The organism is Parasalinivibrio latis, assembly GCF_036825535.1.
Classification (GTDB): domain Bacteria; phylum Pseudomonadota; class Gammaproteobacteria; order Enterobacterales; family Vibrionaceae; genus Parasalinivibrio; species Parasalinivibrio latis.
In genome coordinates this window covers 1,101,421-1,126,441 of the sequence record NZ_CP098812.1, presented here as the reverse complement: position 1 = coordinate 1,126,441, position 25,021 = coordinate 1,101,421, and the positions used below count along the sequence as shown (strand labels likewise).

21 protein-coding genes are annotated in these 25,021 nt (G+C 51.2%); 4 read left to right on the top strand and 17 right to left on the bottom strand.

What is annotated here, in order from left to right:
* Positions 1-111 precede the first annotated feature (111 nt).
* Together NF212_RS05475 and NF212_RS05470 are read left to right on the top strand one after the other, a co-directional pair.
* Positions 112-723, top strand: coding sequence for a TetR/AcrR family transcriptional regulator (locus tag NF212_RS05475; RefSeq protein WP_434359539.1), 612 nt, complete (start codon positions 112-114; stop codon positions 721-723).
* Entirely contained in the window at positions 716-2,584 is a 1,869-nt protein-coding gene (locus tag NF212_RS05470; RefSeq protein ID WP_434359537.1) for an MFS transporter, read from the top strand. Before NF212_RS05475 ends, NF212_RS05470 begins: the two co-directional genes overlap by 8 nt.
* Positions 2,585-2,957: 373 nt before the next feature.
* On the opposite strand, the gene menE is transcribed toward NF212_RS05470, so the two are convergent.
* From menE to NF212_RS05440, 6 genes are read right to left on the bottom strand one after another with little or no spacing between them, the layout of a single operon-like run.
* Positions 2,958-4,343, bottom strand: coding sequence for an o-succinylbenzoate--CoA ligase (menE, locus tag NF212_RS05465; protein WP_434359535.1), 1,386 nt, complete (start codon positions 4,341-4,343; stop codon positions 2,958-2,960).
* Positions 4,325-5,305 (bottom strand): o-succinylbenzoate synthase, encoded by a 981-nt coding sequence (menC, locus tag NF212_RS05460; protein WP_434359533.1) that lies wholly within the window; start codon positions 5,303-5,305, stop codon positions 4,325-4,327. Before menC ends, menE begins: the two co-directional genes overlap by 19 nt.
* A 13-nt stretch (positions 5,306-5,318) precedes the next feature.
* Positions 5,319-6,185, bottom strand: coding sequence for a 1,4-dihydroxy-2-naphthoyl-CoA synthase (menB, locus tag NF212_RS05455; protein WP_434359531.1), 867 nt, complete (start codon positions 6,183-6,185; stop codon positions 5,319-5,321).
* Between the two features lie 41 nt (positions 6,186-6,226).
* Positions 6,227-7,012 carry a 2-succinyl-6-hydroxy-2,4-cyclohexadiene-1-carboxylate synthase gene (gene menH, locus NF212_RS05450; protein ID WP_434359529.1) on the bottom strand — a complete coding sequence of 262 codons (786 nt, stop codon included), beginning with the start codon at positions 7,010-7,012 and terminating at the stop codon, positions 6,227-6,229.
* A 12-nt stretch (positions 7,013-7,024) separates the two neighbouring features.
* The gene (gene menD / locus NF212_RS05445) at positions 7,025-8,725 is read right to left on the bottom strand and encodes a 2-succinyl-5-enolpyruvyl-6-hydroxy-3-cyclohexene-1-carboxylic-acid synthase (RefSeq protein ID WP_434359527.1); all 1,701 of its coding nucleotides are present in this window, start codon (positions 8,723-8,725) and stop codon (positions 7,025-7,027) included.
* Entirely contained in the window at positions 8,722-10,038 is a 1,317-nt protein-coding gene (locus tag NF212_RS05440) for an isochorismate synthase (RefSeq protein ID WP_434359525.1), read from the bottom strand. Before NF212_RS05440 ends, menD begins: the two co-directional genes overlap by 4 nt.
* Positions 10,039-10,351: 313 nt before the next feature.
* On the opposite strand from NF212_RS05440, the gene NF212_RS05435 reads away from it, so the two are divergent.
* Positions 10,352-11,566, top strand: coding sequence for a pyridoxal phosphate-dependent aminotransferase (locus NF212_RS05435; RefSeq protein WP_434359523.1), 1,215 nt, complete (start codon positions 10,352-10,354; stop codon positions 11,564-11,566).
* Between the two features lie 166 nt (positions 11,567-11,732).
* On the opposite strand, the gene rrtA is transcribed toward NF212_RS05435, so the two are convergent.
* Positions 11,733-12,284, bottom strand: coding sequence for a rhombosortase (gene rrtA, locus NF212_RS05430; protein ID WP_434360834.1), 552 nt, complete (start codon positions 12,282-12,284; stop codon positions 11,733-11,735).
* Between the two features lie 50 nt (positions 12,285-12,334).
* Between rrtA and NF212_RS05425 the strand changes: the two genes are divergently transcribed.
* Positions 12,335-12,952, top strand: a complete 618-nt coding sequence (locus NF212_RS05425; protein WP_434359521.1) for a tRNA-uridine aminocarboxypropyltransferase — start codon at positions 12,335-12,337, stop codon at positions 12,950-12,952.
* 8 nt (positions 12,953-12,960) lie between these two features.
* On the opposite strand, the gene NF212_RS05420 is transcribed toward NF212_RS05425, so the two are convergent.
* From NF212_RS05420 to NF212_RS05375, 10 genes are all read right to left on the bottom strand, one after another.
* Complete coding sequence (locus tag NF212_RS05420; RefSeq protein WP_434359519.1) at positions 12,961-14,316, bottom strand: anti-phage deoxyguanosine triphosphatase; 1,356 nt, start codon at positions 14,314-14,316, stop codon at positions 12,961-12,963.
* Positions 14,316-14,900, bottom strand: a complete 585-nt coding sequence (gene yfbR / locus NF212_RS05415; protein ID WP_434360833.1) for a 5'-deoxynucleotidase — start codon at positions 14,898-14,900, stop codon at positions 14,316-14,318. Before yfbR ends, NF212_RS05420 begins: the two co-directional genes overlap by 1 nt.
* A gap of 132 nt (positions 14,901-15,032) precedes the next feature.
* On the bottom strand, positions 15,033-15,335 hold the full coding sequence (locus NF212_RS05410; RefSeq protein WP_434359517.1) for a ComEA family DNA-binding protein: 303 nt from the start codon (positions 15,333-15,335) through the stop codon (positions 15,033-15,035).
* Between the two features lie 151 nt (positions 15,336-15,486).
* Positions 15,487-17,382: a peptidylprolyl isomerase gene (gene ppiD / locus NF212_RS05405; RefSeq protein ID WP_434359515.1), complete on the bottom strand. Its 1,896-nt coding sequence runs from the start codon at positions 17,380-17,382 to the stop codon at positions 15,487-15,489.
* Positions 17,383-17,609: 227 nt separating this feature from the next.
* A complete protein-coding gene (hupB, locus tag NF212_RS05400; protein WP_434359513.1) occupies positions 17,610-17,882 on the bottom strand; it encodes a nucleoid-associated protein HU-beta in 273 nt (90 codons plus the stop codon).
* Positions 17,883-18,128: 246 nt separating this feature from the next.
* The gene (lon, locus tag NF212_RS05395; RefSeq protein ID WP_434359511.1) at positions 18,129-20,501 is read right to left on the bottom strand and encodes an endopeptidase La; all 2,373 of its coding nucleotides are present in this window, start codon (positions 20,499-20,501) and stop codon (positions 18,129-18,131) included.
* Between the two features lie 137 nt (positions 20,502-20,638).
* The gene (clpX, locus tag NF212_RS05390) at positions 20,639-21,919 is read right to left on the bottom strand and encodes an ATP-dependent protease ATP-binding subunit ClpX (protein ID WP_434359509.1); all 1,281 of its coding nucleotides are present in this window, start codon (positions 21,917-21,919) and stop codon (positions 20,639-20,641) included.
* Positions 21,920-22,029: 110 nt separating this feature from the next.
* Complete coding sequence (gene clpP, locus NF212_RS05385; protein WP_434359507.1) at positions 22,030-22,653, bottom strand: ATP-dependent Clp endopeptidase proteolytic subunit ClpP; 624 nt, start codon at positions 22,651-22,653, stop codon at positions 22,030-22,032.
* Between the two features lie 129 nt (positions 22,654-22,782).
* Entirely contained in the window at positions 22,783-24,081 is a 1,299-nt protein-coding gene (gene tig / locus NF212_RS05380; RefSeq protein ID WP_434359505.1) for a trigger factor, read from the bottom strand.
* 368 nt (positions 24,082-24,449) lie between these two features.
* Positions 24,450-24,914 (bottom strand): Lrp/AsnC family transcriptional regulator, encoded by a 465-nt coding sequence (locus NF212_RS05375; RefSeq protein ID WP_434359503.1) that lies wholly within the window; start codon positions 24,912-24,914, stop codon positions 24,450-24,452.
* Positions 24,915-25,021: the final 107 nt, after the last annotated feature.

Sequence of the window (25,021 nt, the reverse complement as noted above, 5' to 3'; positions counted from 1 at the left end):
CCCAAAACAGGGATTAATTCCCCGAGATCTGCCGTCAAAGGGCAAGTTCACCTTGCCCTTTAGTTTTGCCATTCCTACACTATTGAACATTGTTCACTAGAGACGAATGACATGGCGCGACGCAACGACCACAGCAGAGAAGAACTCACCGAATTAACCCTTTCCACTGTCGAAAACTTCCTTGAAACCCGTTCTTTCCACGACCTGAGTCTCCGGAAAATTGCCGGTCTTATCGGGTATGTACCCAGCACCCTGATCAACGTTTTCGGTAATTACAACCTTCTGCTGCTCCACGTTGTTGCACGTACCGTCGATAAACTGGCAATCCAGGCAAGAAGTCGCCTATCTGGTCTGAACGACCCGAAAGCGCAGCTTCGCGAGCTGGCCTATTGCTACCTGGAATTTGCCGCACAAAACCCTTACCGCTGGCAACTGGTGTTCGAACACAACATGAAAGGGGAGCGCCTGCCCCAATGGCAAAGTGACCGCATAAACGGCATGACCGGCATTCTTGAGGGGTTGCTGAGAGCCCTTTCCCCTAGTCGCTCCCAGCAGGAAGTCACTGAGGCAAGCCGCGTATTGTGGGCAGGTGTCCACGGTATTACGTTGCTCAGCGTGGATGACAAGCTCTTTACAGATCAGCCTGTAAACGGCAAGAACCTGATAGACAACCTTCTGAACTCTTACCTCCCAGCCTGGACCCAGGAACATCGAGATGGCTAAGACTCACGAGCTACTGAAACAACGCCGGTTCCTGCCTTATTTCATGACGCAGGCGCTCGGTGCATTTAACGATAATGTTTATAAAAACACCCTGCTTATCCTGGTTGCTTTTGCTGCACCGGGAACACTGTCGATGTCGTCAAACCTGTTTATCAACATGGCTGCCGGCGTTTTTATACTGCCCTTTTTCCTTTTCTCCGCCATGGCAGGGGAACTTGCAGATAAGTACGAAAAGTCTTCCCTGATTCGTAAGGTAAAACTGGCAGAAATCGTTATTATGTCCCTGGCAGCAGCAGCCTTTGTCACTGAAAGTTACACAGTTTTACTTCTGCTGCTGTTTTTGATGGGTACCCAGTCCGCCTTTTTTGGCCCGGTAAAATACGCCCTTCTGCCCCAACAACTGAAAACCAACGAACTGGTGCCGGGCAATGCGCTGGTCGAAATGGGCACTTTCCTGGCAATCCTGCTTGGCACCCTGATAGCAGGCGTGATTGCCAACCAGGCAGGCGCGAACGAAATCGCGGCAGTATCCGTTGTTGTACTTGCTGTGCTGGGCTACCTGGCTTCACGCGCTATCCCCGAAGCCCCTGCTGGTAACCCGAACCTGAAATTCCGTGTCCGCCCTGTCAGGCAGATGAAAACCACTTTGGATATTGCCCGTAAGGACCTGATTATCTTCCAGGCAATTATGGGTATCAGCTGGTTCTGGTTCCTCGGTGCCAGTTACCTGACCCAGTTCCCTAACTTTACCAAGCTGCACCTCGGCGGGAATGAAGCTGCTGTATCCTTCCTGCTCGGGTTGTTTTCCATCGGTATTGCTGTGGGTTCTTTGTTGTGTGACCGACTCTCCGGTCACAAGATTGAGCCGGGCATCGTGCCTTTGGGCAGTTTCGGTATCACGGTATTTGGGCTGGATCTGATGTTCTCTGTACCGGACGCACCGGTTGTAGTCGAGAGTTTTACCCAGTTTGTCAGCCAGCCGGAACTGTGGCGATCATTTTTCGACCTCACGATGTTGGGGGTTTCAGGCGGTCTTTTTATCGTCCCACTCTATGCCATCATGCAGCAACGCGCGGATGAAAAAGAACGCTCTCAGGTTATTGCCGCCAACAATATCTACAACGCCCTGTTCATGGTGGGCAGTGCCGTTATGGGAATTGTTTTGCTTGGCATTGCAGAGCTTAGCATTCCACAGTTCTTCGGCATTCTGTCTGCACTCAACCTTCTGGTTGCGGTTTATATCTTCCGCCAGATCCCGCTGTTTACCCTGCGTTTCCTGATATGGATCCTGTGCCGGGTAATGTACCGGATCAAATGCCACAACCTTCACCATATCCCTGAAAAAGGCGGCGCACTCCTGGTGTGCAACCACGTCAGCTTTGTAGACGCCCTGCTGCTGCTTGGTGCAAGCCGCCGTCCAATCCGGTTTGTGATGGATGAGTCTTACTACCATATCCGGGGCTTGCAGTACTTTTTCCATGTTGCCCGGGTTATCCCCATCAACACTACCGGAGGCGCAATCAGGAAGGCGCTGGAAAGTGTGCGTCTGGAACTTGAAATGGGGCAACTGGTTTGCATTTTCCCTGAAGGGACACTTTCACCTGACGGCGAAGTAGGCCCGTTTATGCGGGGGATGGATGTTATCCTTCGCCGCACACCGGTACCTGTCGTGCCAATGGCACTGCGAGGTCTGTGGGGGAGTTTCTTCAGCCGTGAACGTGGCCGGGCCATTACCAAAATGCCTAAGCGTTTCTGGTCGCGCATTGAAATAGTTGCCGGTGAACCTGTTCAGCCCAAAGATGCAAGCTCTGCCGTGTTGCGTGAGAGGGTGATAGCGCTGCGGGGAGAGGAAGGGAGATAAGCAAGTACTGGGTACTAGGTACTGGGTACTGGGTACTGGGTACTGGGTACTGGGTACTGGGTACTGGGTACTGGGTACTGGGTACTGGGTACTGGGTACTGGGTACTGGGTACTGGGTACTGGGTACTGGGTACTGGGTACTGGGTACTGGGTACTGGGTACTGGGTACTGGGTACTGGGTACTGGGTACTGGGTACTGGGTACTGGGTACTGGGTACTGGGTACTGGGTACTGGGTACTGGGTACTGGGTACTGGGTACTGGGTACTGCAAGAGTTTGTCATCTGCATATGTTCAGTCAAGCTCTTCGCTCTTGCTTTTCCCAGTTCCCAGATCCTGCTCTTCCCAGCACCCTTCACCTCAGAACAATCTGGCTAAGTCGTCAGTTCCAATTTCAACCACTCTCCCAACGCTGCTCTGGATATTTTAATCCCGTTTCCCTTTACCGAATCCGGCATCAGGAAATAACGCATGGGGCGTTGGTGAGGGGCAAGTTTGTCAGCCGCCCATTTCGGGAGTTTGTCCAAAACGGTTTCGCTCTCCAGCGGCTCGATTATTGCGACCGGGCGTGAGCCAAACTCGGCATCAGCCACAGGTAAGACAAATACCAGGCTGACATCGGGGTGTTTTGCCAGAATGCGCTCAACCGCTTCCGGCTGGACATTCTCACCGCCACAGATAAACATGTTGTCGAGTCGGCCAAGCAAGCGAAGGTTATCACCTTGTTCACCGAACCATTCGCCGCGATCCCTGGTCGCAAAAAGCCCGTCTGCCAGCACTAGAGGTTTGAGCTTTCCCTCAACCATATAGCCCGGTGACAATGGGCCGCCACCCACCAGAACTTCACTCTCCCCGGATATTTCCACCTGCCGGTAAGCCATTGGGGCACCGACCGTCAGCTCTCCATCCGCCCGTTTTACGGTGATGGTCGACGCCATTTCTGTCATTCCATAGCCACACCAGCAGCGAATGCCAGCGCGCTCGGCATCTTCCGTCAGTGCTACAGGTATTTCTGCGCCCCCCAGCAATACCTCCTTCAGCGTATCTGGTTTACCCTGCACCAACAGGCGTTGTAACTGGGTAGGAACCAACGAAGCGTGGGAAACTTTATCGAAGGCAGAGAACAGCTGTTCCCCGGCAACCGGAGCAACTTTCATCCGTGCACCGCTAAGCAGCCAGCGCCAGATTATAGCCAACCCGGAAACATGGAAAATTGGCAGCGAAAGAAGCCAGCAATCGTCGTGACTGAGAGGCATCACCTGCAAAATACCGGCTGCACTGTGTAAGTGGTTGCTTACAGTATGGGCGACCGCCTTTGGCAGGCCAGTTGAACCGGAGGTCAACGTCAGCGTAGCAATGTGATGGCTGGCATAAGCCGACACCAGCGTTTCTGACCGGCATTCTACAAGCTCTGCGGGGGATTCAATATGAAAGGCAACCCCTGTACGTCCGGCGATCGCCTCAATGTCTGCACTGGGCATTTTCGGGTTAACCGCCAACACGTTTGCACCTGACTGAATCAGTGCCAGCAGTAAGTAAACACTCTCAATACCAGGGTTGGCGGTAAAGGAGACGATTTTCCCGGCAGGGTTTTCCGGTAAGCATTGGGTATATCGGTTGATACGCTCGCATACCTGCTGCCAGTTCAGCGCGGTATCACCATCAAAGAGTGCGGTTTGTTCAGGCTTGTGGCTGGCCCAGGCTTGCCAGGGCCAGTCATGGAAAGTCAGTACCGCAGGCGTTATTGCTCGCTGCACCATATTTTTCCCAGGTCTTGCAGGGGGGTAACCGGAAGCGTACAGCCCGGCCACGGTGTCTCCAATTGTGCTTTGAACAGCTGCATGGTATCCAGGCCAGGGACGGTTCCCGGTGTTTTCCATGCTGCCAGACGGGCCAATTGGTTTAATCCAAGGCTGGTCTCCAGACTGGAGCTGATAACTGCAACCAGTCCTTTTTCATGCGCCTGCTCAATCAGTGAAAGGCAGTAGTCCACCGAACCGGTCAGAGTTGGCTTGATAACAATCGCCGCAACACCCGGCAACGCTTCCACCTCAAAGCCCGGCTCACGCACCGTCTCATCCCAGGCGATGGCAATACCATGTTCTGCGGCAAATGCCAGGCTGTCTTCCGGCTTCTTGCAAGGCTCTTCCAGGAAGGCAATGCGGTCGCGGTAAGCCGGGTTCACATACTTGGCAAACTGCTGGCCTTTGAGCGGTGTCCAGCCCCGGTTGGCGTCAAGGCGAAGCTTTAGGTCGGGAATGGCTTCCAGGAACATGTTCGCTACCATGCCATCGCGCACGGCTTCGTACATACCCACTTTGATCTTGGCGACTTTGTCACCATCAAGTTCGGCCAGTTTCTGCACCAGATCGTCCGGATCGCCGGAACACAGTGGCGCGGCGGAATAGTTACCTTCCTTAGGCAATCCGCCATCCAGCTCCAGCATTGCCATACTGATGCCGAAAGCCACTGACGGGTAAAGAGCGTTAAGGTCGACAGTTTCACCGGCTTGCCATGCCACCAATGCAGTCTGGGCCTGCTCACCAGCTTGTTCGGCACTTTCTGTGCTGAACTCCGGAAGCGGGGCGATTTCACCCCGGCCGGTTTTCTCTCCATCCCTGAGTTCGACAATCCAGCCCTCGCGGGTTTGCAGGCGCTGGTTGCGTAAAATCACCCCACTGTCCATTGGCAGGGTGTAACGGTATAGGGCTGCTGTACGCATCACGTCTTCCGGATTATGGGTTACGCGGGAACTTGTCAAAGTCCGGACGGCGTTTCTCATTGAATGCGTTACGGCCTTCCTGACCTTCTTCAGTCATATAGAACAGCATGGTGGCGTTTCCTGCCAGTTCCTGCAAACCAGCCTGGCCGTCACAGTCAGCGTTCAGTGCGGCTTTCAGGCAGCGCAGTGCCATTGGGCTGTGTTGCAGTACTTCACGGCACCAGCGGATAGTTTCGCGCTCAAGCTCTGCATAAGGCACAACTGTGTTGACCAGGCCCATATCCAGTGCTTCCTGGGCGTCGTAGAATCGGCACAGGAACCAGATTTCACGGGCTTTTTTCTGGCCCACAATGCGCGCCATGTAAGAAGCACCCCAGCCGCCGTCAAATGAACCCACTTTCGGACCGGTCTGGCCAAACTGGGCATTGTCAGCCGCAATGGTCAAGTCACACATCATGTGCAGAACGTGACCGCCGCCAACCGCATAACCGGCAACGGCTGCGATAACCGGCTTAGGGCAGGTACGGATCTGGCGCTGGAAGTCGAGAACGTTGAGGTGGTGTGTGCCTTCGTCATCCTTGTAACCGCCGTAATCACCGCGGATCTTCTGGTCGCCGCCTGAGCAGAATGCGTATTCGCCCTGGCCGGTCAGTACAATCACACCTACTTTTTCGTCATAGCGGGCATCAGCCAGCGCCTTAATCATTTCTTTAACGGTCTGGGGACGGAATGCATTACGCACCTCCGGACGGTTAATGATGATTCGGGCAATGCCGTCTTCAGATTTTTGGTACAGGATGTCTTCGTAACCCTCTGAACAGTCTTCCCAGACGGCTGGTGCGTACAGTTCTTCTTCGGTAAGTCCAATGGTTCTGGCCATAGTCAGGCTCCCAATATTTTCAATAAGGTTGTGCGCTTCTGTCAGGAAGCATGAATCAATTGCGTCAATGCGAGGGCAAATTTTTCAGGCTGTTCAACGTGAACATTGTGCCCAGCCCCGGCAATCACCCGGCGGGGCAAACCGGAAAGTGCCGCCAGGTCTAAAAATTTCTTGTCATCTTCCCCACACAGGTAATGAACCTGAATTGGAAGAGTTTTCAGCTTGTCCAGCAAGTATGGCTGCTCAGCGAGCGATGTGGCACGTAACATCATAGCCACAGTCATGCCAAGGTTATCACTGCGTTTTTCAACCAGTCTTTGTTTTTGCTCAGGTTTCAGGGAAGAAAAAACCGGTTGGCAATACCAGTCTGTGAGCACGGCACATATTGGCTGCTCTTCAAACCGGTCAGCCCATCGGTGATCATTGGTGCGGCGGGTATTTCGCTCTTGTTCACTCAGCAGGCCGAAATGGCTGTTTTCGACAACCAACCCGCTGATCCCGCTTAAAGGCAGGGTGTGGCAGGCATAGTCCATCGCTATACGGCCGCCAAGTGAATACCCCACAAGCCACAGTGGTGTTTTTGCAGGAAGCGAGTTTTGAAGTGTTTTGAGGGTATCACCCAACTGCTGCCGGGTTTCCCCAAAGCCGGACACAGCAACTGAACGGCTCTCCCCATGACCGGGCAAATCCAGGGTTGCAGCACCTATCCCACCAGAAAGGTTGCTGAGTACCGCCTGCCAGTCCTTACCGCTGCCGAGCAACCCGTGCAGGAAAACCAGCATAGGCTTTCCTGTCTCCGGAATAGTATGGATAGTAAACCCCAGCATCTTGCAGTCCGGTTAAATCTGTTTCACAGCTGAAAAAAGCTGTTTCATCATCTCACCGGCTTCACCCGGCGGGGTCACCACTTCGATAAGGGTTGTCCCAGCCTTTTCCATTGCTTCGCCAAGCATACTTTCCATCTCAGCGAGTGATTCCGGGCGACAGTAACCCAACCCGAACATGGCAGCAGCATGAGAAAAATCCAACTGGTGCGGCATACGGTAAAACTGGTCTTTTTGCGCACCTGGCACCGGCAGCATATCGAAAATGCCACCCCCGTCATTGTTGAAAAGAACCACAGCTATCGGATGCTGTTGTTGGCGCAGCAATGCAAGGGAGTTGAGGTCGTAAAGTGCGGACGTATCACCAATCAGGCAACACATTTTACGCATTCGGGCTCGCTGGACACCGGCAGCAGTGGCAAACAGGCCGTCAATGCCCGAAGCCCCGCGGTTGGCGAACACCGTCTGGCCTTCAATGCGGCTGAACATATCAACCAGCCGGATAGCCAGGCTGTTGCCGAGGAAAAGATCGGTCTGATCATCAAGCCAGCCCGGCAAACGGGATGCAACGCCAATTTCGGTCAGGCGCTCTTGGGCATAAGCCTGTGCCAGCTTATGTGACTTAGCAGCTACCGATTTCAGCGAATCCGCCCACCCGGCATTTTCAACATGGCGGACATCCTCAGCTAAAACACAGGCTGCATCCCCGGCACTAAGCCTGATACGCACAGCCGGACGGTGGGCACAATCAAGGCGGCCCGGATGAGGGTCAACTATCCAGTAGGTACCATTGAAACCGGCAATAAACTGACCCAGACGCTTGGACACCAGACGGGCGCCAAACTGCACTACCACATCTGCTTCGGCTAACGCTGCTGCACTTTCAACATGTTGCAGCCAACTGTCATAACCTTGCCAGTCAGTGCCGCCACTGGACTGCGGATCAGCCAACAGAGGCCAGCCCAGGGTTTTGGAGAGTGCTTCGACATGTGCAAACTCGCCTGCAGACAGGCGTCCGGCAATCAGGATGCCCTTTTGTTTTTGCAGGGTTTCCCACTCATTGAGGTCTACGCCGGCCAGCGTCGAGTGCAGAGGGAATTCAAGGTACGGTCTGCCTCCGCCAAGCCAGTCAGATACCGGCTCTAGATAGGGCTCAACCCCTGAAACATCACCGTAAAGAGGCTCCGGATACCGGCAGTTGAAGTGGACAGCTCCTCCATCGCGAGCCTGTTTTGCCATCGCATTGTCAATGGTTGTTAAAAGCCAGCAAGCCGGGACAGTGACAGAGGGGGAAGGCAGGTCTACGGCCGCGACAGCGTGACTGCCAAAAATATTGTATTGGTCGATAGCCTGGTTGGCTCCGCAGTCAATCAACTCAACCGGGCGGTCAGCAGTCAACATCACCAGCTTTTCACGGGTCAGCCCGGCTTCTGCAACCGCAGGAAGTAAGTTAGCCACAGCCGTCCCGGATGTGACTACCACGGCAACCGGCTTTTGGCTGGCCTTGGCAAGACCGAGCGCCAAAAAGCCAAGACCCCGTTCGTCGAAGTGGGTATGAACGGTTAAATCACTCCGTTCGCCCGCTTCCAGCGTCAGCGGAGTAGAGCGGGAACCAGGGGCAATACAGATATCGGTGACACCGTGACGGACTAATGCTTCAAGAGTGAGTTTTGCCCAGGTGCGGTTCATTGAGACCTGGTTTGGCATTGAGGTCATGATGCTACCTGCTCCGCAACCAGCTCATCATTCTGTGGAATAAGGTTGAGCAGTGTGGCGGTTTTACGATCGAGTTCTTTCCACTCGCTTTGCGGCTGGGAGCCGGGAACGATGCCCGCACCGGCAAATAAGTGAAGTTCATTTTCAAGGATCAGGGCACTGCGGATCGCCACACAGAACTCACTCCGTTCATCACTGATATATCCCACTGCACCGCTATACCAGCCTCGGGCAAAAGGTTCGTGATGATTGATAAAATCAAGTGCTTTATCCCGGGGGAGACCGGCAATTGCCGCTGTCGGCTGCAGGTTCTCCAGTAATGCGGAATTGCTGATTCCTTGCTCCAGTGTCGCGCGGATAGAACGGCGCAGGTGCTGGACATGGCGAAGTTTCACCAGATGCGGGGTGTCATCTGCATACAGATCCTGGCACCAAGGGGTCAGGCGGCTGAGAATGTCATCAACCACCAGCTTGTTTTCATAAATATTCTTGGCGTCATTCATCAGCCAGTCGGCGAGGGTGTCATCTTCCTGCTCACTTTTGCCTCGGCCGATAGTACCGGCCAGTGCTTCAGTTGCCAGTTCCCCTTCCTGCCGAGCAAAAAGCCGTTCAGGGGTCGAACCGACAAAGCAGTGTTTGGAATCCAGGGCAAACATAAAGTGGAAAGCGCGGGCATTGCGCTGTTTGCTGGTTTTCAGCAGTTGTGCCGGAGGAATAGGCTGGTCCAGTGTTACCGTGGTGCGGCGTGCGAGCACCACCTTCTCAAACTTGGCATCTGAAATGGCATCCAGTGCCGTTTCGACCATGTTCTCCCATTCTGGATAGCATGGCGAATAGTCCTTACTTAGAACATTACACTGGATTTCACCTTTGCACTCAACATTTTCCACTAGTGACTGCAGGGCGGAAATAATACGCTGGCGGTCTTCACAAAGGTTTACTGCCAGCATCCAGTGGCCATCCTGGCGGGCAATTTCAACCCGAGGGAGGAAAAAGAATGATTGCAGGCAGCGACTGGCCCTTTCTGTGCGGCCGTCAAAGGAGCTTCCACCCCAGATACGCTGGCCTTCACCCAATGCGGTTTCGGCGGAGCGGGCACTGGTAAAGGTACGGATTTGACCGATAGCCAGCACTTCTTCGCGCTCGTCACGGCTGCGCCAGTAAAACTTTGGAAACAGCGGCTGCGCTTCAAGCCAGTCGACAGGATCACAGTTTGCTTCCCAGACCAGCGGTACCATCAGTCGGGATGTGTCAGGATGGCTGGATGCGATGAGATCCAGCAAGGAAGCAATCGCTTTTTGCAATTCGGTCAAAATACCCTCACTCTATTTGCAAGTTTGCCGAAAAGTCGGCGTTCTGGCCCGAAATAGCAGCGGTTTTTCTCCCTGGTAACAGTGGCATAGAAGGTTACGCCGGTGACACCTAAACACAATCTGCGGAATCCGTTATTGTACATCCATATATCCCATGAGGAAAACGAAGTGGCACAGGATATTAAACCACTACGCAGGATTAAATTGTGAATAATTCACTTTTTCACAATAACTTACTGATTTGCCATTCATCAGCGGGATTAAATCGTGTAATTTATCAAAAACCAATAAAAAACAACATTCAGGTCCATCAATGAACGAAGTCGGGATGTCACACAAGCTGGACAATGTCTGTTATGACATTCGTGGTCCGGTAACAAAGCACGCAAAACGCCTGGAAGAAGAAGGGCATAAAATTCTCAAGCTCAATATCGGCAACCCGGCCCCGTTTGGTTTCGACGCCCCGGATGAAATTCTGGTCGACGTTATCCGGAACCTGCCAACCTCACAGGGCTATTGCGACTCCAAGGGTATCTACCCTGCCCGCAAGGCTGTGGTTCAACATTACCAGAAGCGGGGCATGCTGGATCTGGATGTTGAAGATGTTTATATCGGTAACGGTGTTTCCGAACTGATTGTGATGGCCATGCAGGCACTGCTTAACAACGGTGACGAAATGCTGGTACCTGCACCTGATTACCCGCTTTGGACGGCAGCAGTGTCACTGTCCGGTGGTAACCCTGTGCACTATATGTGTGATGAGGAATCTGACTGGTATCCGGATCTGGAAGATATCAAGAAGAAGATTACCAAGCACACCAAGGGCATTGTACTCATCAACCCGAACAACCCGACCGGCGCTGTATACAGCCGTGATTTCCTGCTGCAGGTTATTGAGATCGCACGTAAGCATAACCTGATCATTTTCGCAGATGAAATCTACGACAAGATCCTCTATGACGGTGCCCAGCACCACTCCATTGCGGCTCTGGCACAGGATCTTTTTGTCGTAACCTTCAACGGCCTGTCAAAATCATACCGCGTCTGTGGTTTCCGTGCCGGCTGGTTGATGCTGTCCGGTCCGAAACACCATGTGAAAGGTTACGTCGCCGGGCTGGATATGCTCGCCTCTATGCGTCTCTGTGCCAATGTGCCCATGCAGCACGCTATACAAACAGCACTTGGCGGATATCAGAGCATCAATGAACTGATCCTGCCGGGGGGCCGTTTGCTTGAACAACGGGACAAGGCGTGGGAGATGATCAATGCGATTCCGGGTGTGTCTTGCGTAAAACCTAAAGGCGCACTCTACCTGTTCCCGAAAATCGACACCAAGAAATACAACATCATCAACGACGAACAGATGATGCTGGACTTCCTGCAACAGGAAAAAGTGTTGATGGTGCACGGAACCGGCTTTAACTGGCCACGCCCGGACCACTTCCGGATTGTGACGTTGCCGCGTGTCGATGACCTTGAGATAGCCATCAGCCGCTTTGAACGCTTCCTCCAGGGCTACAAGCAGTAACAATTTAAAGCTTAGACAATATTACGGCGGGCATTGGCTCGCCGTTTTTGATCAAGGGACAAGTGCGGTCCTAGGTTCTGGGTTCTGGGTTCTGGGTTCTGGGTTCTGGGTTCTGGGTTCTGGGTTCTGCAAAAATGTTCATTTCACATACGTCTCAACAAGTACGTTATTTTTCCTTATCCCAGTACCCAGGGCCTTCTTTTCCCAGAGCCGCATTTGCTGCCATGCCACTTAGCGCGGCAATGGCCAGCCCAACAATCCCCCCGGCCAGATGGGCCTCGGTTGCGACACTGGCACCAATAAGTTCAGCCGTATCTGCCGATGCACCAAATACCTGCTCCCAAAGTATTTTGGCGAAGACGCCGGCCAGCAGCAGCCAGCCTACCCGGTCACCACCCCGTATATCAGCAACCGCACCGATAACAAACAAACCATGTAATACCCCGGACAACCCGGCATACTGTCGGTAATCAGAAAAGAACATTGCCAGGCCCACTGCAACGCTCAGCAGCGAGATCTGGATCAGAAAAGTGCTTTCCCGGTAGTGTGCGCGGAAAATAAAAGTGATGACCGTCAATGCCGCCCCATTCATTACCAGGTGGATGAAGTTGGTATGGGTCAGGTTTCCTGTTAGGATTCGCCACCACTGGCCGTGTTCGATAGCCTGCCGCTGCCAATCCAGCCAAGGGCTAAAAGTGGGTAACTGCGCCAAACACATCACAACTAGAATTAACCCGACTGCACGATAGGTTTTCAAGGCATCTCCCGATGATAAGCAGATATTGTCCGCACTGCGGTAAAGCAAAAAAAGCCTGTATTTGCCAGTGGATTACACCGGTTTCCAATGACATTCCTGTGATAGTACTACAGCATCCGGATGAAGTTTCCCAGCCTCTCGGTACGGCGCGCATCTTAAATCTGTCCCTCGAACACTGCTACCTGCTCGTGGGTGAGGACTTTTCACAAAATGAGGAACTGGAGGCCCTGCTGGAAAAACCAGAAATCAACTGGCACCTCCTCTATCCAGCAGACCACGCGACACCGGCAGGCGAACTGCATATTACAGAAGGCCGCAAAACAGGACTGATCCTGCTTGATGGTACCTGGCGCAAGGCATATAAAATGTTCCAGCTGTCAACGTCATTGCATCCCCTGCCCTGCATTTCCCTGGGCGGTATCGCTCCGAGCAATTACCGTATAAGAAAATCACCAAAAGCTGAAGGGCTCTCCACAGTAGAAGCGGCCTGCCTGGCACTGGGTGAACTGTCCGGGAAACCGCAGGATTACTACCCAATGCTGGAAACATTCAATAAAATGATCGACTTCCAGATAAACCAAATGCCGCCCGGTGTTTACGAACGGCATTATGGAAAATCGGACAACTGACTTCACCGCTAACGCGGATCTGTCCACCCGCTGTCATGGTCAGCGCTGAACATCCGGGCATGCAGGCGCTGAGCAAAACCGTCTGTCATACCGGCTATGTAGTCACAGATAACCCGATGGCCGTCCTGCCCCCTTTCACACTGGATACGCCAGCGTTTTTTGGTGTCTTCCGGCAGTAACCGCTCCGGATCACCGCTGAATGCCTGGAACAGTTCCATCACCAGTTGCTGGCCTTTGTACTCCAGCAATTGGATTTCAGGCTTTCTCACCACATATTCCGACACAAACCGTTTGAGCACATCGAGCACTTTCTGCATGGTATCCGGTAAAGACGCATTCCACGCAAGCAGCGGTGACTTAAATACGTTTACCCCGTCTGTTGAAGCCGGTTCAATTACAATGGATGTGATCAGGGTGTTTACCAGAGCGCCGATAGCATCTTTACGTTCATGATGCGGACCAAACATTTGTTCGCTGAGCTCCCCGATATTGGCTTCAAGCCACGGGTCACCGCACTCTGCAAGCTTGCTGGCTACCGCTTCCTGCCATTGGCTGCGAGTGACGATGCCCATTACCACTGCATCTTCGAGATCGTGGACACCGTAGGCAATATCGTCTGCCAGCTCCATTATGGAGCAATCGAGGGATTTGAACCGGGTTTTGCCATGATGGTGGACTGGGTCAGCGTTTTCACGGAGGGAAGAAAACAATTCCCGGTCAGCCGTTGAAAAAGGAGCCAAAACCCAGCTGAACAACGCCCGGTCTTCATCGTAAATTCCTTTTGCCGGCGCCCAGTCCGACGCTTTCAGCAAACGGAAGTTGGTAACTGCCGGGGGCAATTCCTTTGCCCTGACATCAAATATTTGAGCTGGATACTTGATTAGGCCAAGCAAGGTTCGGCGTGACAGGTTCATCCCATCATGCTCAGTATAAGGCTCCAGACGGGTAACAATACGAAATGTCTGCGCGTTGCCTTCGAATCCGCCATGCTCACGCATCATGTAGTTGAGGGCAATCTCACCACCATGCCCAAAGGGTGGATGACCGATATCATGGGCCAGGCACAGACTCTCCAGCAGGCTGGTTGTTGGAAGGATATCCCGGAACTCCGGCTGTTTTTCTTTTAACTGGGCGACAATACCGGTACCGATTTGGGAAACTTCCAGCGAATGAGTCAGCCGGGTACGGTAAAAGTCATGAAGGCCGGCTCCCAACACCTGGGTTTTAGCCTGAAGCCTGCGAAACGCAGCAGAGTGTAGAATACGCGCCCGGTCCCGCTGAAACGGGGAACGCCTGTCGTCCCGGCGCTTTTTCTTCTCTTCTGCAATACGTGCCTGCCACAACTCCTCATCAGGTATCTGCATCAGCTAATCTCATCCAGTGTAAGCTCGAAACTGCGGACAAACGTTTCCATAAAATATTCCATCGCCGGGCTGCTCCGCTCTTCAAGGGTTTCCCTCAGGCGCTTTTCGGCTTTGGCAAACTCATGGTTACCCGCTGATTGCTCCTCAATACACTTCAGGTAGGCACAAATAGAGTCGGCCTGCTTAACAATTCGGTGCATGACTGGCTCGCCTTTCAGACTGTCCAGAAATGGGACATATTCATCACGCAACTCATCCGGCAGCATGGAGAGCAATTTGAGTTCAGCTTCGCGTTCAATCTTTTTGTACTCGGCGGCAATGGTCGGATTGAAGTACTTAATCGGGGTTGGCATGTCGCCGGTAATCACTTCGCTGCAATCATGGAACATCGCCATGACTGCAATACGGTCGGGATTAAGCCCTCCACCAAACTTTTTGTTCTCGATCACAGCCAGTGCATGGGCGACAAACGCCACCATCAAGCTGTGTTCAGAAATATTTTCCTTGAAGACATTGCGCATCAACGGCCAGCGGTATATCAGCTTCATCCTGGCAAGATGGGCAAAGAAGTGACTTTGAGAAATTTGGGGGTGATCCTTGTCTTTCATAGACTTCTACAGATAAACAACAATCCCTCAAGATTAGCAAAGCCAGTAAATAAAAAAAGAGGCCAGCGGCCTCAATTCGAGAAGGGAGAGAAAACTCGTGTAACTGGATTACTGTACTGCCAGCAGGCTACGGTTTTTTTCTACTGTCGCTTTACCGATACCTTTTACGTTGCTGAGATCATCAACCGACGCAAATTTTCCGTTTGATGTGCGGAACTCGACAATAGCCTGAGCTTTATCCGGGCCAATCCCTTTTAATTTCTTATCCAGCTCATCGGCAGTAGCCGTATTGATATTAACCGTTGTGCTTGAGCTTGCTCCGGCATCTACGGCATTGTCGTCAGCAGCCAAGGACACAGGTGCCAATGTCAAAAGTAATGCGGTAACTACTGCACTAACCAACTTTCTCATATTTCTGTTCTCCTGTTTGAATTACAGAAAATGGTATAGGTTCGGCACATAGCATTTCACTGATCAATAGATACAAAAACGACGCAGTACTTAACGTCACTGCGTCGTTTTGCTTATCAGTTACATCAATAATGTAACTGAGTCGAGAAAATTAAAGCTGCTCTTCCTGGTTTTGAGCGGGAACAGTCACTTCAGTTTTGCTGCGAAGTTGTCCCAGCGTAGAGTCCAGATCTGCATTGGCTTTAGCGCGCACCATGCTTTGTGCCATTGGGTCAGTTGGCTTCATATCTGCCTTGCCCGGCTCATTGACCTTATCCAGCTCAACGATGATAACATCTCCGGCTGCGTTTTCAGTGCGGCCATAAACCGGCTTACCGTCAACAGGCTTGGCCATGGTAAATGCCAACTCGGTAACCGCGCGGTCAGCACCTACACGACCAACGGTTTCTTCATCACCAAAGCTGTAACCTGATGCATCCAGTGCTTCCTTGTTGCCTTCTTTGAGACCAGCAACAATTTTGTCAGCCAGAGCCAGCGCTTCTTGCTCACCTTTTTGAGCCGCCAGTTTAGCCTTAACCTGTGCTTTTACCTCATCAAATGGCAGCACAGTTTCGTCACGGGAGTCGTCTACGCGGACCACAACAACGTGCTCTGGGGCAATTTCGATAACTTCAGAGTTAAGGCCATCTTCACGGACTTCAGGGCTGAACAGCGCCTCAAGCACTTTCGGGTTCGCCATTACACCCTGAGCATCCTGACGGGAGAAGAAGTCAGTCTTCTGAACCTTGGCGTTGACAGCCTTAGCTGCGTCATCCAGGTTGTCCGGCATTTCAAAGGCTTTCTCTGACAGTTCTGTAGACATTTCATAGAAGCGGTCAGCAGCTTTTTGCTGCTTAAGTGCAGCGACAATGCTGTCCTTCACCTCATCGAAAGGTTTAGCTACGGCTGGTTCCACGTCATCCAGCTTGATGATGTGGTAACCGAACTCAGACTTCACCAGGCCCGAAATATCACCTTTGTTCTTAAGAGCAAACGCAGCTTCTTCAAACGAAGGATCCATGACACCTTTTTCGATCCAATCCAAAGAACCGCCGTCTTTGGCACTGAAAGTATCATCAGACTTGGCTTTGGCTTCTGCAGCGAAGTCCTTGCCAGCTTTCAGATCAGCCAGAACAGCTTCAGCCTTGGCTTTCGCATCAGCATCATCACCCTGGATAAGGATATGGCTGACTTTGCGTTTGGCCTTGGATTCATAGTTTGCTTTGTTCGCGTCGTAATACGCTTTGGCTTCTTCATCTGTTACTTTGATGTTGTCAGCCAGTTTGTCACCAGACAGCTCTACGAAAGAAGCCTTGATTTGCTCTGGACGAACAAAATCTCCGCTGTTTTTGTCGTAAAACGCTTTCATTTCCTCGTCGGTGATATTTGCCTTCTCAGCAAAGGTAGCAACCGGCAGGGTCAGAGTGCGGATTGCACGGGTCTGGGCAACCAGATCGTACTGAGACTGGATTTCATCACCGAGAACAAATTCACTGCTCAGCAAGGCGTTTACCAGTTGCTGACGAACCAGATCCTTGCGCATATACTCAGCAAATTGATCCGGCGTAAACCCGGCACGGCGCAGGCCTGCCTGATACAGCTCATTGTCGAACTTACCGTCACGCTGGAACTGAGGCATATCCACAATCGCCTGCTTGATCTGCACATCACTTACGCGCAGATTCAGCTCATTGGCATATTGCTCAAGCAGCATGTCATTAACCATTCGGTCCAGGACATTCTGGCGGAACTGGCGCAGATAAGCAGGATCAGACATCAGCGTGCTGAACATTTCTCCAGCTTGCTGCTGCATACGCGCACGCTCATTTTGATAAACCTGCTCAAACTGAGCACGGCTGATATCCTGATCACCTACCGTTGCTGCCGGTACATCGTTCCCACCCGCAAGGTAGCTACCAACGCCTGCAAACGCAAAGGAGATAATTATCAGGCCGAGAATGACCTTGATCACCCAATTGTTAGCGCCTTCGCGCAATCGCTCCATCATAGTCTGCCGTATCTCCTGTATCTGGAACTGGCTAATACATCTTTATAATATTTTCAGCGGCTAAGCAGCGAGATGAATAAAAAATAACCCGCATATTTAAACGCAAAAAAGCGCATCGACACGATGCGCCTTGGTCCGCCGAGTGATCCTGATTATACGTTTTGCCAGTGGGCTTTTCAGCTTTTTCGTTCCACTTTGGCGAATCAGACACCCTTTATGAGCGGGAATTAGTTTACTGCGTCTTTCAACGCTTTACCTGCCTTGAAACCAGGTACTTTTGCAGCAGCAATTTTGATTTCCTGGCCGGTCTGTGGGTTACGGCCGGTACGGGCTGCACGATCACGTACAGAGAAAGTACCGAAACCAACCAGAGCAACCTGGTCACCGGTTTTCAGAGAGTCAGAAACTGCTTCAATAAATGCATCCAGAGCACGGCCTGCAGATGCTTTTGAGATATCTGCACCCTCTGCGATCTTATCTACCAGTTGTGCTTTATTCACGTCTTATTCCCCTATCTCATTATTTCTCTATGCCGCATTGTTTTGTGCGGCTTCATTCAATGCTCGTCAAGAGACCTGCTAACCAGCTGCAAGCGCCTGGCATTATTTCTCAAAACAAGAGGTGAAAAGAAACCTTAAATTTCTGAGAAATACCACAACATCAAGGTTTGCAACTAAGTTTTCCTAACTTAGCGAGCAAAAAAAAAGCTGACAAGCCTTTTGGGCGTTGTCAGCCTTTCTCATCCCTTATTTTTGCTGCACATCACTGTTTTCAGTGCTGACAACCTGCATGCCCAGTGGATTCTCCTGAAGGGCAATGGTCAGGACATCATCTATCCAGCGAACCGGACGGACATCCAAATCGGCAATAACGTTGTCTGGAATCTCTTCCAGATCGCGCTCATTTTCCTTCGGAATCACTACTGTCTTAATGCCACCCCGGTGGGCTGCCAGCAGTTTTTCTTTCAGGCCGCCGATTGGCAGGACTTCTCCACGCAGGGTAATTTCACCGGTCATGGCAACATCGGCACGAACCGGGTTACCTGTCAGGCTTGATACCAGAGCGGTACACATTGCGATACCAGCACTAGGGCCATCTTTTGGTGTGGCACCTTCTGGAACGTGAATATGGATATCACGCTTTTCATAGAAGTCGCTGTTGATACCCAGTTTCTCAGCACGGGTACGAACTACTGTCATGGCGGCCTGAATAGATTCCTGCATAACATCACCCAATGAGCCGGTGTGCAGCAGTTTACCTTTACCAGACATAGACTGCGCTTCTACAGTCAGCAGGTCACCACCCACTTCTGTCCAAGCCAGACCGTTGACCTGACCGATGCGGTTGTTCTCTTCCGCCTTTCCGTAGTCAAAACGCTGAACACCCAGGTAGGCTTTCAGGTTTTCCTGAGAGATGGTCAGGGTCTTCAAATCCTTGTCCAACAGAATCTCTTTCACTGCCTTACGGCACAATTTAGAGATTTCACGCTCAAGGCTACGGACACCCGCTTCACGGGTGTAGTAACGGATAATACCCAGAATGGCAGAATCATCGATTACCAGCTCGCCCGGCTTGAGGCCATTGCGCTGGATCTGCTTGTCTACCAGGTGACGCTTGGCAATATTGAGCTTTTCGTCTTCGGTATAACCGGACAGGCGAATCACTTCCATACGGTCCAGCAATGGGCCAGGAATATTCATGGAGTTCGACGTTGCCACAAACATTACGTCGGACAGATCGTAATCCACTTCCATGTAGTGATCGTTGAACGCGTTGTTCTGCTCAGGATCCAGGACTTCAAGCAGTGCAGAAGCCGGATCGCCACGCATATCGGATGACATCTTGTCAATTTCATCCAGCAGGAACAATGGGTTACGCACACCAACTTTCGCCATTTTCTGGATAAGCTTACCCGGCATTGAGCCGATGTAAGTACGGCGGTGACCGCGAATTTCCGCTTCGTCACGTACGCCACCCAGCGCCATACGCACATACTGTCGGCCAGTTGCCTTGGCAATGGACTGACCCAGAGAGGTTTTACCTACACCAGGAGGACCAACGAGGCACAGAATAGGGCCTTTCAGCTTATTGATTCGGTTCTGGACGGCCAGGTATTCAACGATGCGTTCTTTAACTCGCTCGAGGCCATAGTGGTCAGCGTTGAGAATCTCTTCGGCTTTCGCCAGGTTCTTTTTCACCTTGGAACGCTTGTGCCAAGGTACACTGATCATCCAGTCGATGTAGCCACGGACTACGGTCGCTTCCGCCGACATTGGCGACATCATTTTCAATTTCTGCAGTTCTTGCTCGGTTTTTTCCCGGGCTTCCTGCGGCATCTTGGCGTCTTCGATTTTCTTCTTCAGTGATTCGAATTCGTCAGGTGCGTCATCCAGTTCGCCAAGCTCTTTCTGAATCGCCTTCATCTGCTCATTCAGATAGTATTCACGCTGGCTCTTCTCCATCTGCTTCTTAACGCGTCCGCGAATACGCTTTTCAACCTGAAGCAGATCAATTTCAGATTCCATCATAGCCAACAGGTACTCAATACGGTCATTGATGTCGACCAACTCGAGAACATGCTGTTTATCTGCCAGTTTCAGTGGCATGTGGGCGGCAATGGTATCTGCCAGACGTGCAGCTTCATCGATGCCATTGAGGGAAGTCAGGACTTCTGGCGGGATCTTTTTGTTAAGCTTGATGAAGCCTTCAAACTGGCTGATTGCGGTACGGATAAGGACTTCCTGCTCACGCTCGTCCATTTCCGGCGTAACCATGTATTCCGCATCAGCAACAAAGAAATCATCTTCATGGAAGGCATTAACCTTCACACGCTGCAAACCTTCAACCAGTACTTTAACCGTGCCGTCAGGCAGCTTGAGAAGCTGCAGTATGGAGGCAACAGTACCTACACCATGTAAATCATCAACGGCGGGCTCATCCGTTGCCGCGTCCTTTTGCGCTACCAACAGAATCTGTTTGTCGTTGTCCATTGCCGCTTCAAGGCAACGGATGGATTTCTCCCGACCAACGAACAGTGGGATCACCATATGCGGGTACACCACTACATCACGCAGTGGCAGTACGGGTATCGTTATGCGCTCGGAACGCTCCAAGTTCATATTCGTCTCTCTTCCGTTGGAACATAGTTATGAGTATATGGGGTTAAACTTCTGAGATTCAATGGAACGAAGCAGAGAAAACAAAAAAGGAGGCATACACCTCCTTTTCGATTGAATTTCAAGCCAAAAGTGATGAATTACTCACCACCAGCAACCTGATTTTCGGCATTGTCATAAATCAGCAGAGGTGCGGATTCACCCTTGATAACTGACTCATCGATAACAACCTTGCTAACGCTCTTGTTAGACGGCAGATCGTACATCGTATCGAGCAGTACTGCTTCTACGATTGAACGCAGGCCACGCGCACCGGTTTTGCGTTCCATTGCTTTGCGGGCAATCGCCACAAGCGCATCATCACGGAACTCCAGTTCAACACCATCCATTTCCAGCAGTGCAGAGTACTGCTTGGTCAGTGCGTTCTTTGGTTCACGCAGAATCTGGATCAGTGCGTCTTCGTCCAGCTCATCCAGTACAGCAGCAACCGGCAGACGACCGATGAACTCTGGGATCAGGCCATATTTAACCAGATCTTCAGGCTCTACCTGCTTGAACAGCTTAGACAGGCTTTCGGCTTCGTCTTTAGAACGGACTTCCGCGCCAAAGCCAATACCTGAACCTTTGGCTACACGCTGGTCAATCACTTTATCAAGACCGGCAAACGCACCGCCACAGACGAACAGGATCTTCGAAGTATCAACCTGAAGGAATTCCTGTTGTGGATGCTTACGGCCACCCTGAGGTGGTACAGAAGCAACCGTACCTTCGATCAGCTTCAACAGAGCCTGCTGCACGCCTTCGCCCGAAACATCACGGGTAATGGAAGGGTTGTCAGACTTGCGTGAAATCTTATCGATTTCATCGATGTAGACGATACCGCGCTCTGCCTTGGAAACGTCATAATCACATTTCTGAAGCAGCTTCTGGATGATGTTCTCTACATCTTCACCCACATAACCGGCTTCAGTCAGGGTGGTAGCATCAGCCATGGTGAATGGTACATCCAGGTATTTGGCAAGGGTTTCTGCAAGCAGGGTCTTACCACTACCCGTTGGACCAATCAGCAGGATATTACTCTTGCCAAGCTCAACACCGTCCGCACTCACATCGCCATTTTGCAGGCGCTTGTAGTGGTTGTAGACCGCCACCGCGAGAACTTTTTTCGCTTGCTCCTGACCGATAACAAAATCGTCCAGGTGAGAGCGGATCTCATGGGGAGTCGGAAGCTCTCGACTGTCACGCTTTGGTGCAATGTCTTTGATCTCTTCACGAATAATGTCGTTGCAAAGATCGACACATTCATCACAGATATAGACAGAAGGACCCGCGATCAGCTTGCGAACTTCGTGTTGGCTTTTTCCGCAGAAAGAGCAGTAAAGCAGCTTGCCGCTACCACCGTCTTTTCGCTTCTCTGTCATTCGCTAACCTCTCAGGGCTATTCGCCCGTGTAAACCATAGGTTAAGTCTATATCAAGTTGCACCGAATGTCCGGCAGTGTCCGGTTCATTGATGCAACTTAACCTAATACTTAATCTCGTTTGCTCAGTACAGCGTCGACCAGACCATACTCAACTGCCTGTTCAGCAGACATAAAATTGTCACGGTCGGTGTCACGCTCAATGATTTCCATTGGCTGACCGGTGTGTTCGGCCAGTAATGTATTTAACCGTTTTTTGATGGTTAAAATTTCCTGAGCATGGATCTGAATGTCAGATGCCTGTCCCTGGAAGCCACCAAGAGGCTGGTGAATCATCACGCGGGAGTTTGGCAGACAGTAACGCTTACCCTGTGCACCACCTGCAAGCAGGAAGGCGCCCATTGAGCAAGCCTGGCCCATACATACAGTGCTTACATCCGGCTTAATGAACTGCATGGTGTCATAGATTGACATACCCGCAGTTACAGAACCACCCGGTGAGTTGATGTACAGGAAGATATCCTTGTCTGGGTTTTCTGACTCAAGGAATAGCAACTGGGCTGTCACAAGGTTTGCCATGTGGTCTTCTACCTGACCGGTCAGGAAAATGACACGCTCTTTGAGAAGACGGGAATAGATATCATAAGAACGCTCACCACGTGATGTTTGCTCAACCACCATTGGTACCAGCGCGTCCATAATCGAAGGCACGGTGTTGCTGTCATGGAAGCTCATATTGTATTCCCCTAAAAGTAATGGTCCGGATGAATTGCTTCATACGGACCATTGTTAGCAAAAGAGTGAATCCTAAGTCAATTTTTCACTCAATTTGTTGCGTAGTTAATCCGCTGATAAAGCGAACAATTACGCTTGAGCGTTCATCAGCTCGTTGAAGCCTTTTTCTACTTCAGAAACCTGAGCTTTAGCCAGCAGCGCATCAATTGCTTGCTCTTCCAGAGCAACATTGCGCATGTTGTTCATCAGCTGTTCGTTCTGCTCGTAGTAAGCAACAACTTCTGTTGGATCTTCGTATGCAGAAGCCATCTCAGCGATCAGAGCCTTAACGCGCTCTTCGTCTGCTTTGATTTCTTCGCTCTTGATTACTTCACCCAGCAGCAGGCCAACAACTACGCGACGCTTAGCTTGTTCTTCGAACAGTTCACGTGGCAGTTCCATCGCTGCATTTTCCTGGCCGCCGAAACGCTGTGCAGCCTGGCGACGCAGTACGTCGATTTCCTGGTCAATCAGTGCAGCAGGAACGTCGATGTCGTTTTGCTCGATCAGACCGTCGATAGCTTGCTCTTTAACTTTGCTCTTCAGCATTTGAGCCAGTTCGCGTTCCATGTTCTTGCGAACTTCTGCTTTCAGACCTTCTACAGAACCATCTTCAACGCCGAAACGCTGTACGAACTCTTCAGTCAGTTCTGGCAGTTCCTGAGCTTCAACAGCCTTCAGAACGATACCAAACTTCGCTGCTTTACCTTTCAGGTTTTCAGCGTGGTAGTCTTCTGGGAAGTTTACGTCGATAGTAAATTCTTCACCGGCTTTCTTGCCCAGGATACCGTCTTCAAAACCAGGGATCATGCGGCCTTGGCCCATAACCAGTTTGAAGTCTTCAGCTTTACCGCCTTCGAACTCTTCGCCGTCGATAGAGCCAGTGAAGTCGATAGTTACGCGGCTGTTTTCTTCAGCAGCGCCTTCTGAAGCGATCCAGTTAGCTTGTTGCTTGCGCAGGGTTTCAACCATGCCTTCAACGTCAGCGTCAGTAACCTGTGCTACTGGCTTTTCGATTTTAACCTGGTCCAGACCTTTCAGTTCGATTTCTGGGTAAACTTCGAAAGTCGCGTTGAATACCAGGTCTTTACCTTCTTCCATTTCAACTGGTGCAAAAGTTGGAGAACCAGCTGGGTTAATCTTTTCTTTAACGATCGCTTCGATGAAGTGACGGTGCATCACTTCACCCAGGATGTCCTGGCGTACAGCTTTACCGTACATACGCGCAACCATCTTCATAGGCACTTTGCCTTTACGGAAACCATCGAAACGACGATTTTTTGCGATGTTGCGAAGCTCAGCAGTAACAGCATCTTCGATGTTTGCTGCTGGAACAGTGATGGTCAGTTGGCGCTGCAGGCCTTCTTTGGTTTCAACGGTAACTTGCATTATGTATATAACCTCAAAACTGTCTCAGGAATTCTGAGTGCTGGGTACCGGCAACTGCCGGTGGCATCCTTTACTACTGCGAGAAAAATCAACCTTGCGAGTCAGCAATCAGTCAAGAATTCGTAAGCAATAGTGCCTGTAAAACGGGACACGATTGTTCACCCTTAAGTGGTACGTGTCTTTGAACCTCAGCGCACTGAGGTCAGCCTTCAGGCCGAAATTTAAGACGCGCTATTATAGCGACACGTACTTCGGGAGTCGAGTTGCCCCCGAGTCAATCGTTACTTTTCTGTGAGATGGGGGCAAAAATCCGGGTTTCAATGGTAAAAAAGTCCTTTTTATCGCTTTTTTTACCCTAAATTTGGCCCTCACACTGGTAACGCTGTTGTATATTTGAGCGATTCCATCGCAAAGGTGGAGGTCACATTCGTCAAACCTTCGATGCTGTTGACCAGTTTCTTATAAAAACGGTCAAAAGCCCCCATATCCTCAACCTGCACCTTCATCATGTAGTCGTATTCACCGGCCATCCGGTAAAATTCCATGACCTCTGCAAAGTCTTCCACGGTTTCAGAAAACTGCCGGTACCATTTTTCAGAATGGTCACTGGTTTTTATCTGAACAAAGGCAGTAAATGCCACCCCGACTTTTTCCGGGTCTAAAAGTGCCACTCTCTGGCGAAGTACACCGGACTCTTCCAGACGTTTTAACCGCTTCCAGCAAGGGGTTGTAGTAAGGTTTACGGCCTCAGCCAAATCGGCCAGAGACAGGGTTGCATCTTTTTGAAGCATTCCGAGCAGCAGCCTGTCGGTTTTATCTAGATTGATCTTCATCACAAAACACAATTTGATAGAATTATTTCCTCCAAATTAGCAAATATGGAGGAAAATGAGAAAAGTTTTTCTCCTTTGATGAAAGTAGATTGAACCTATAACAACAA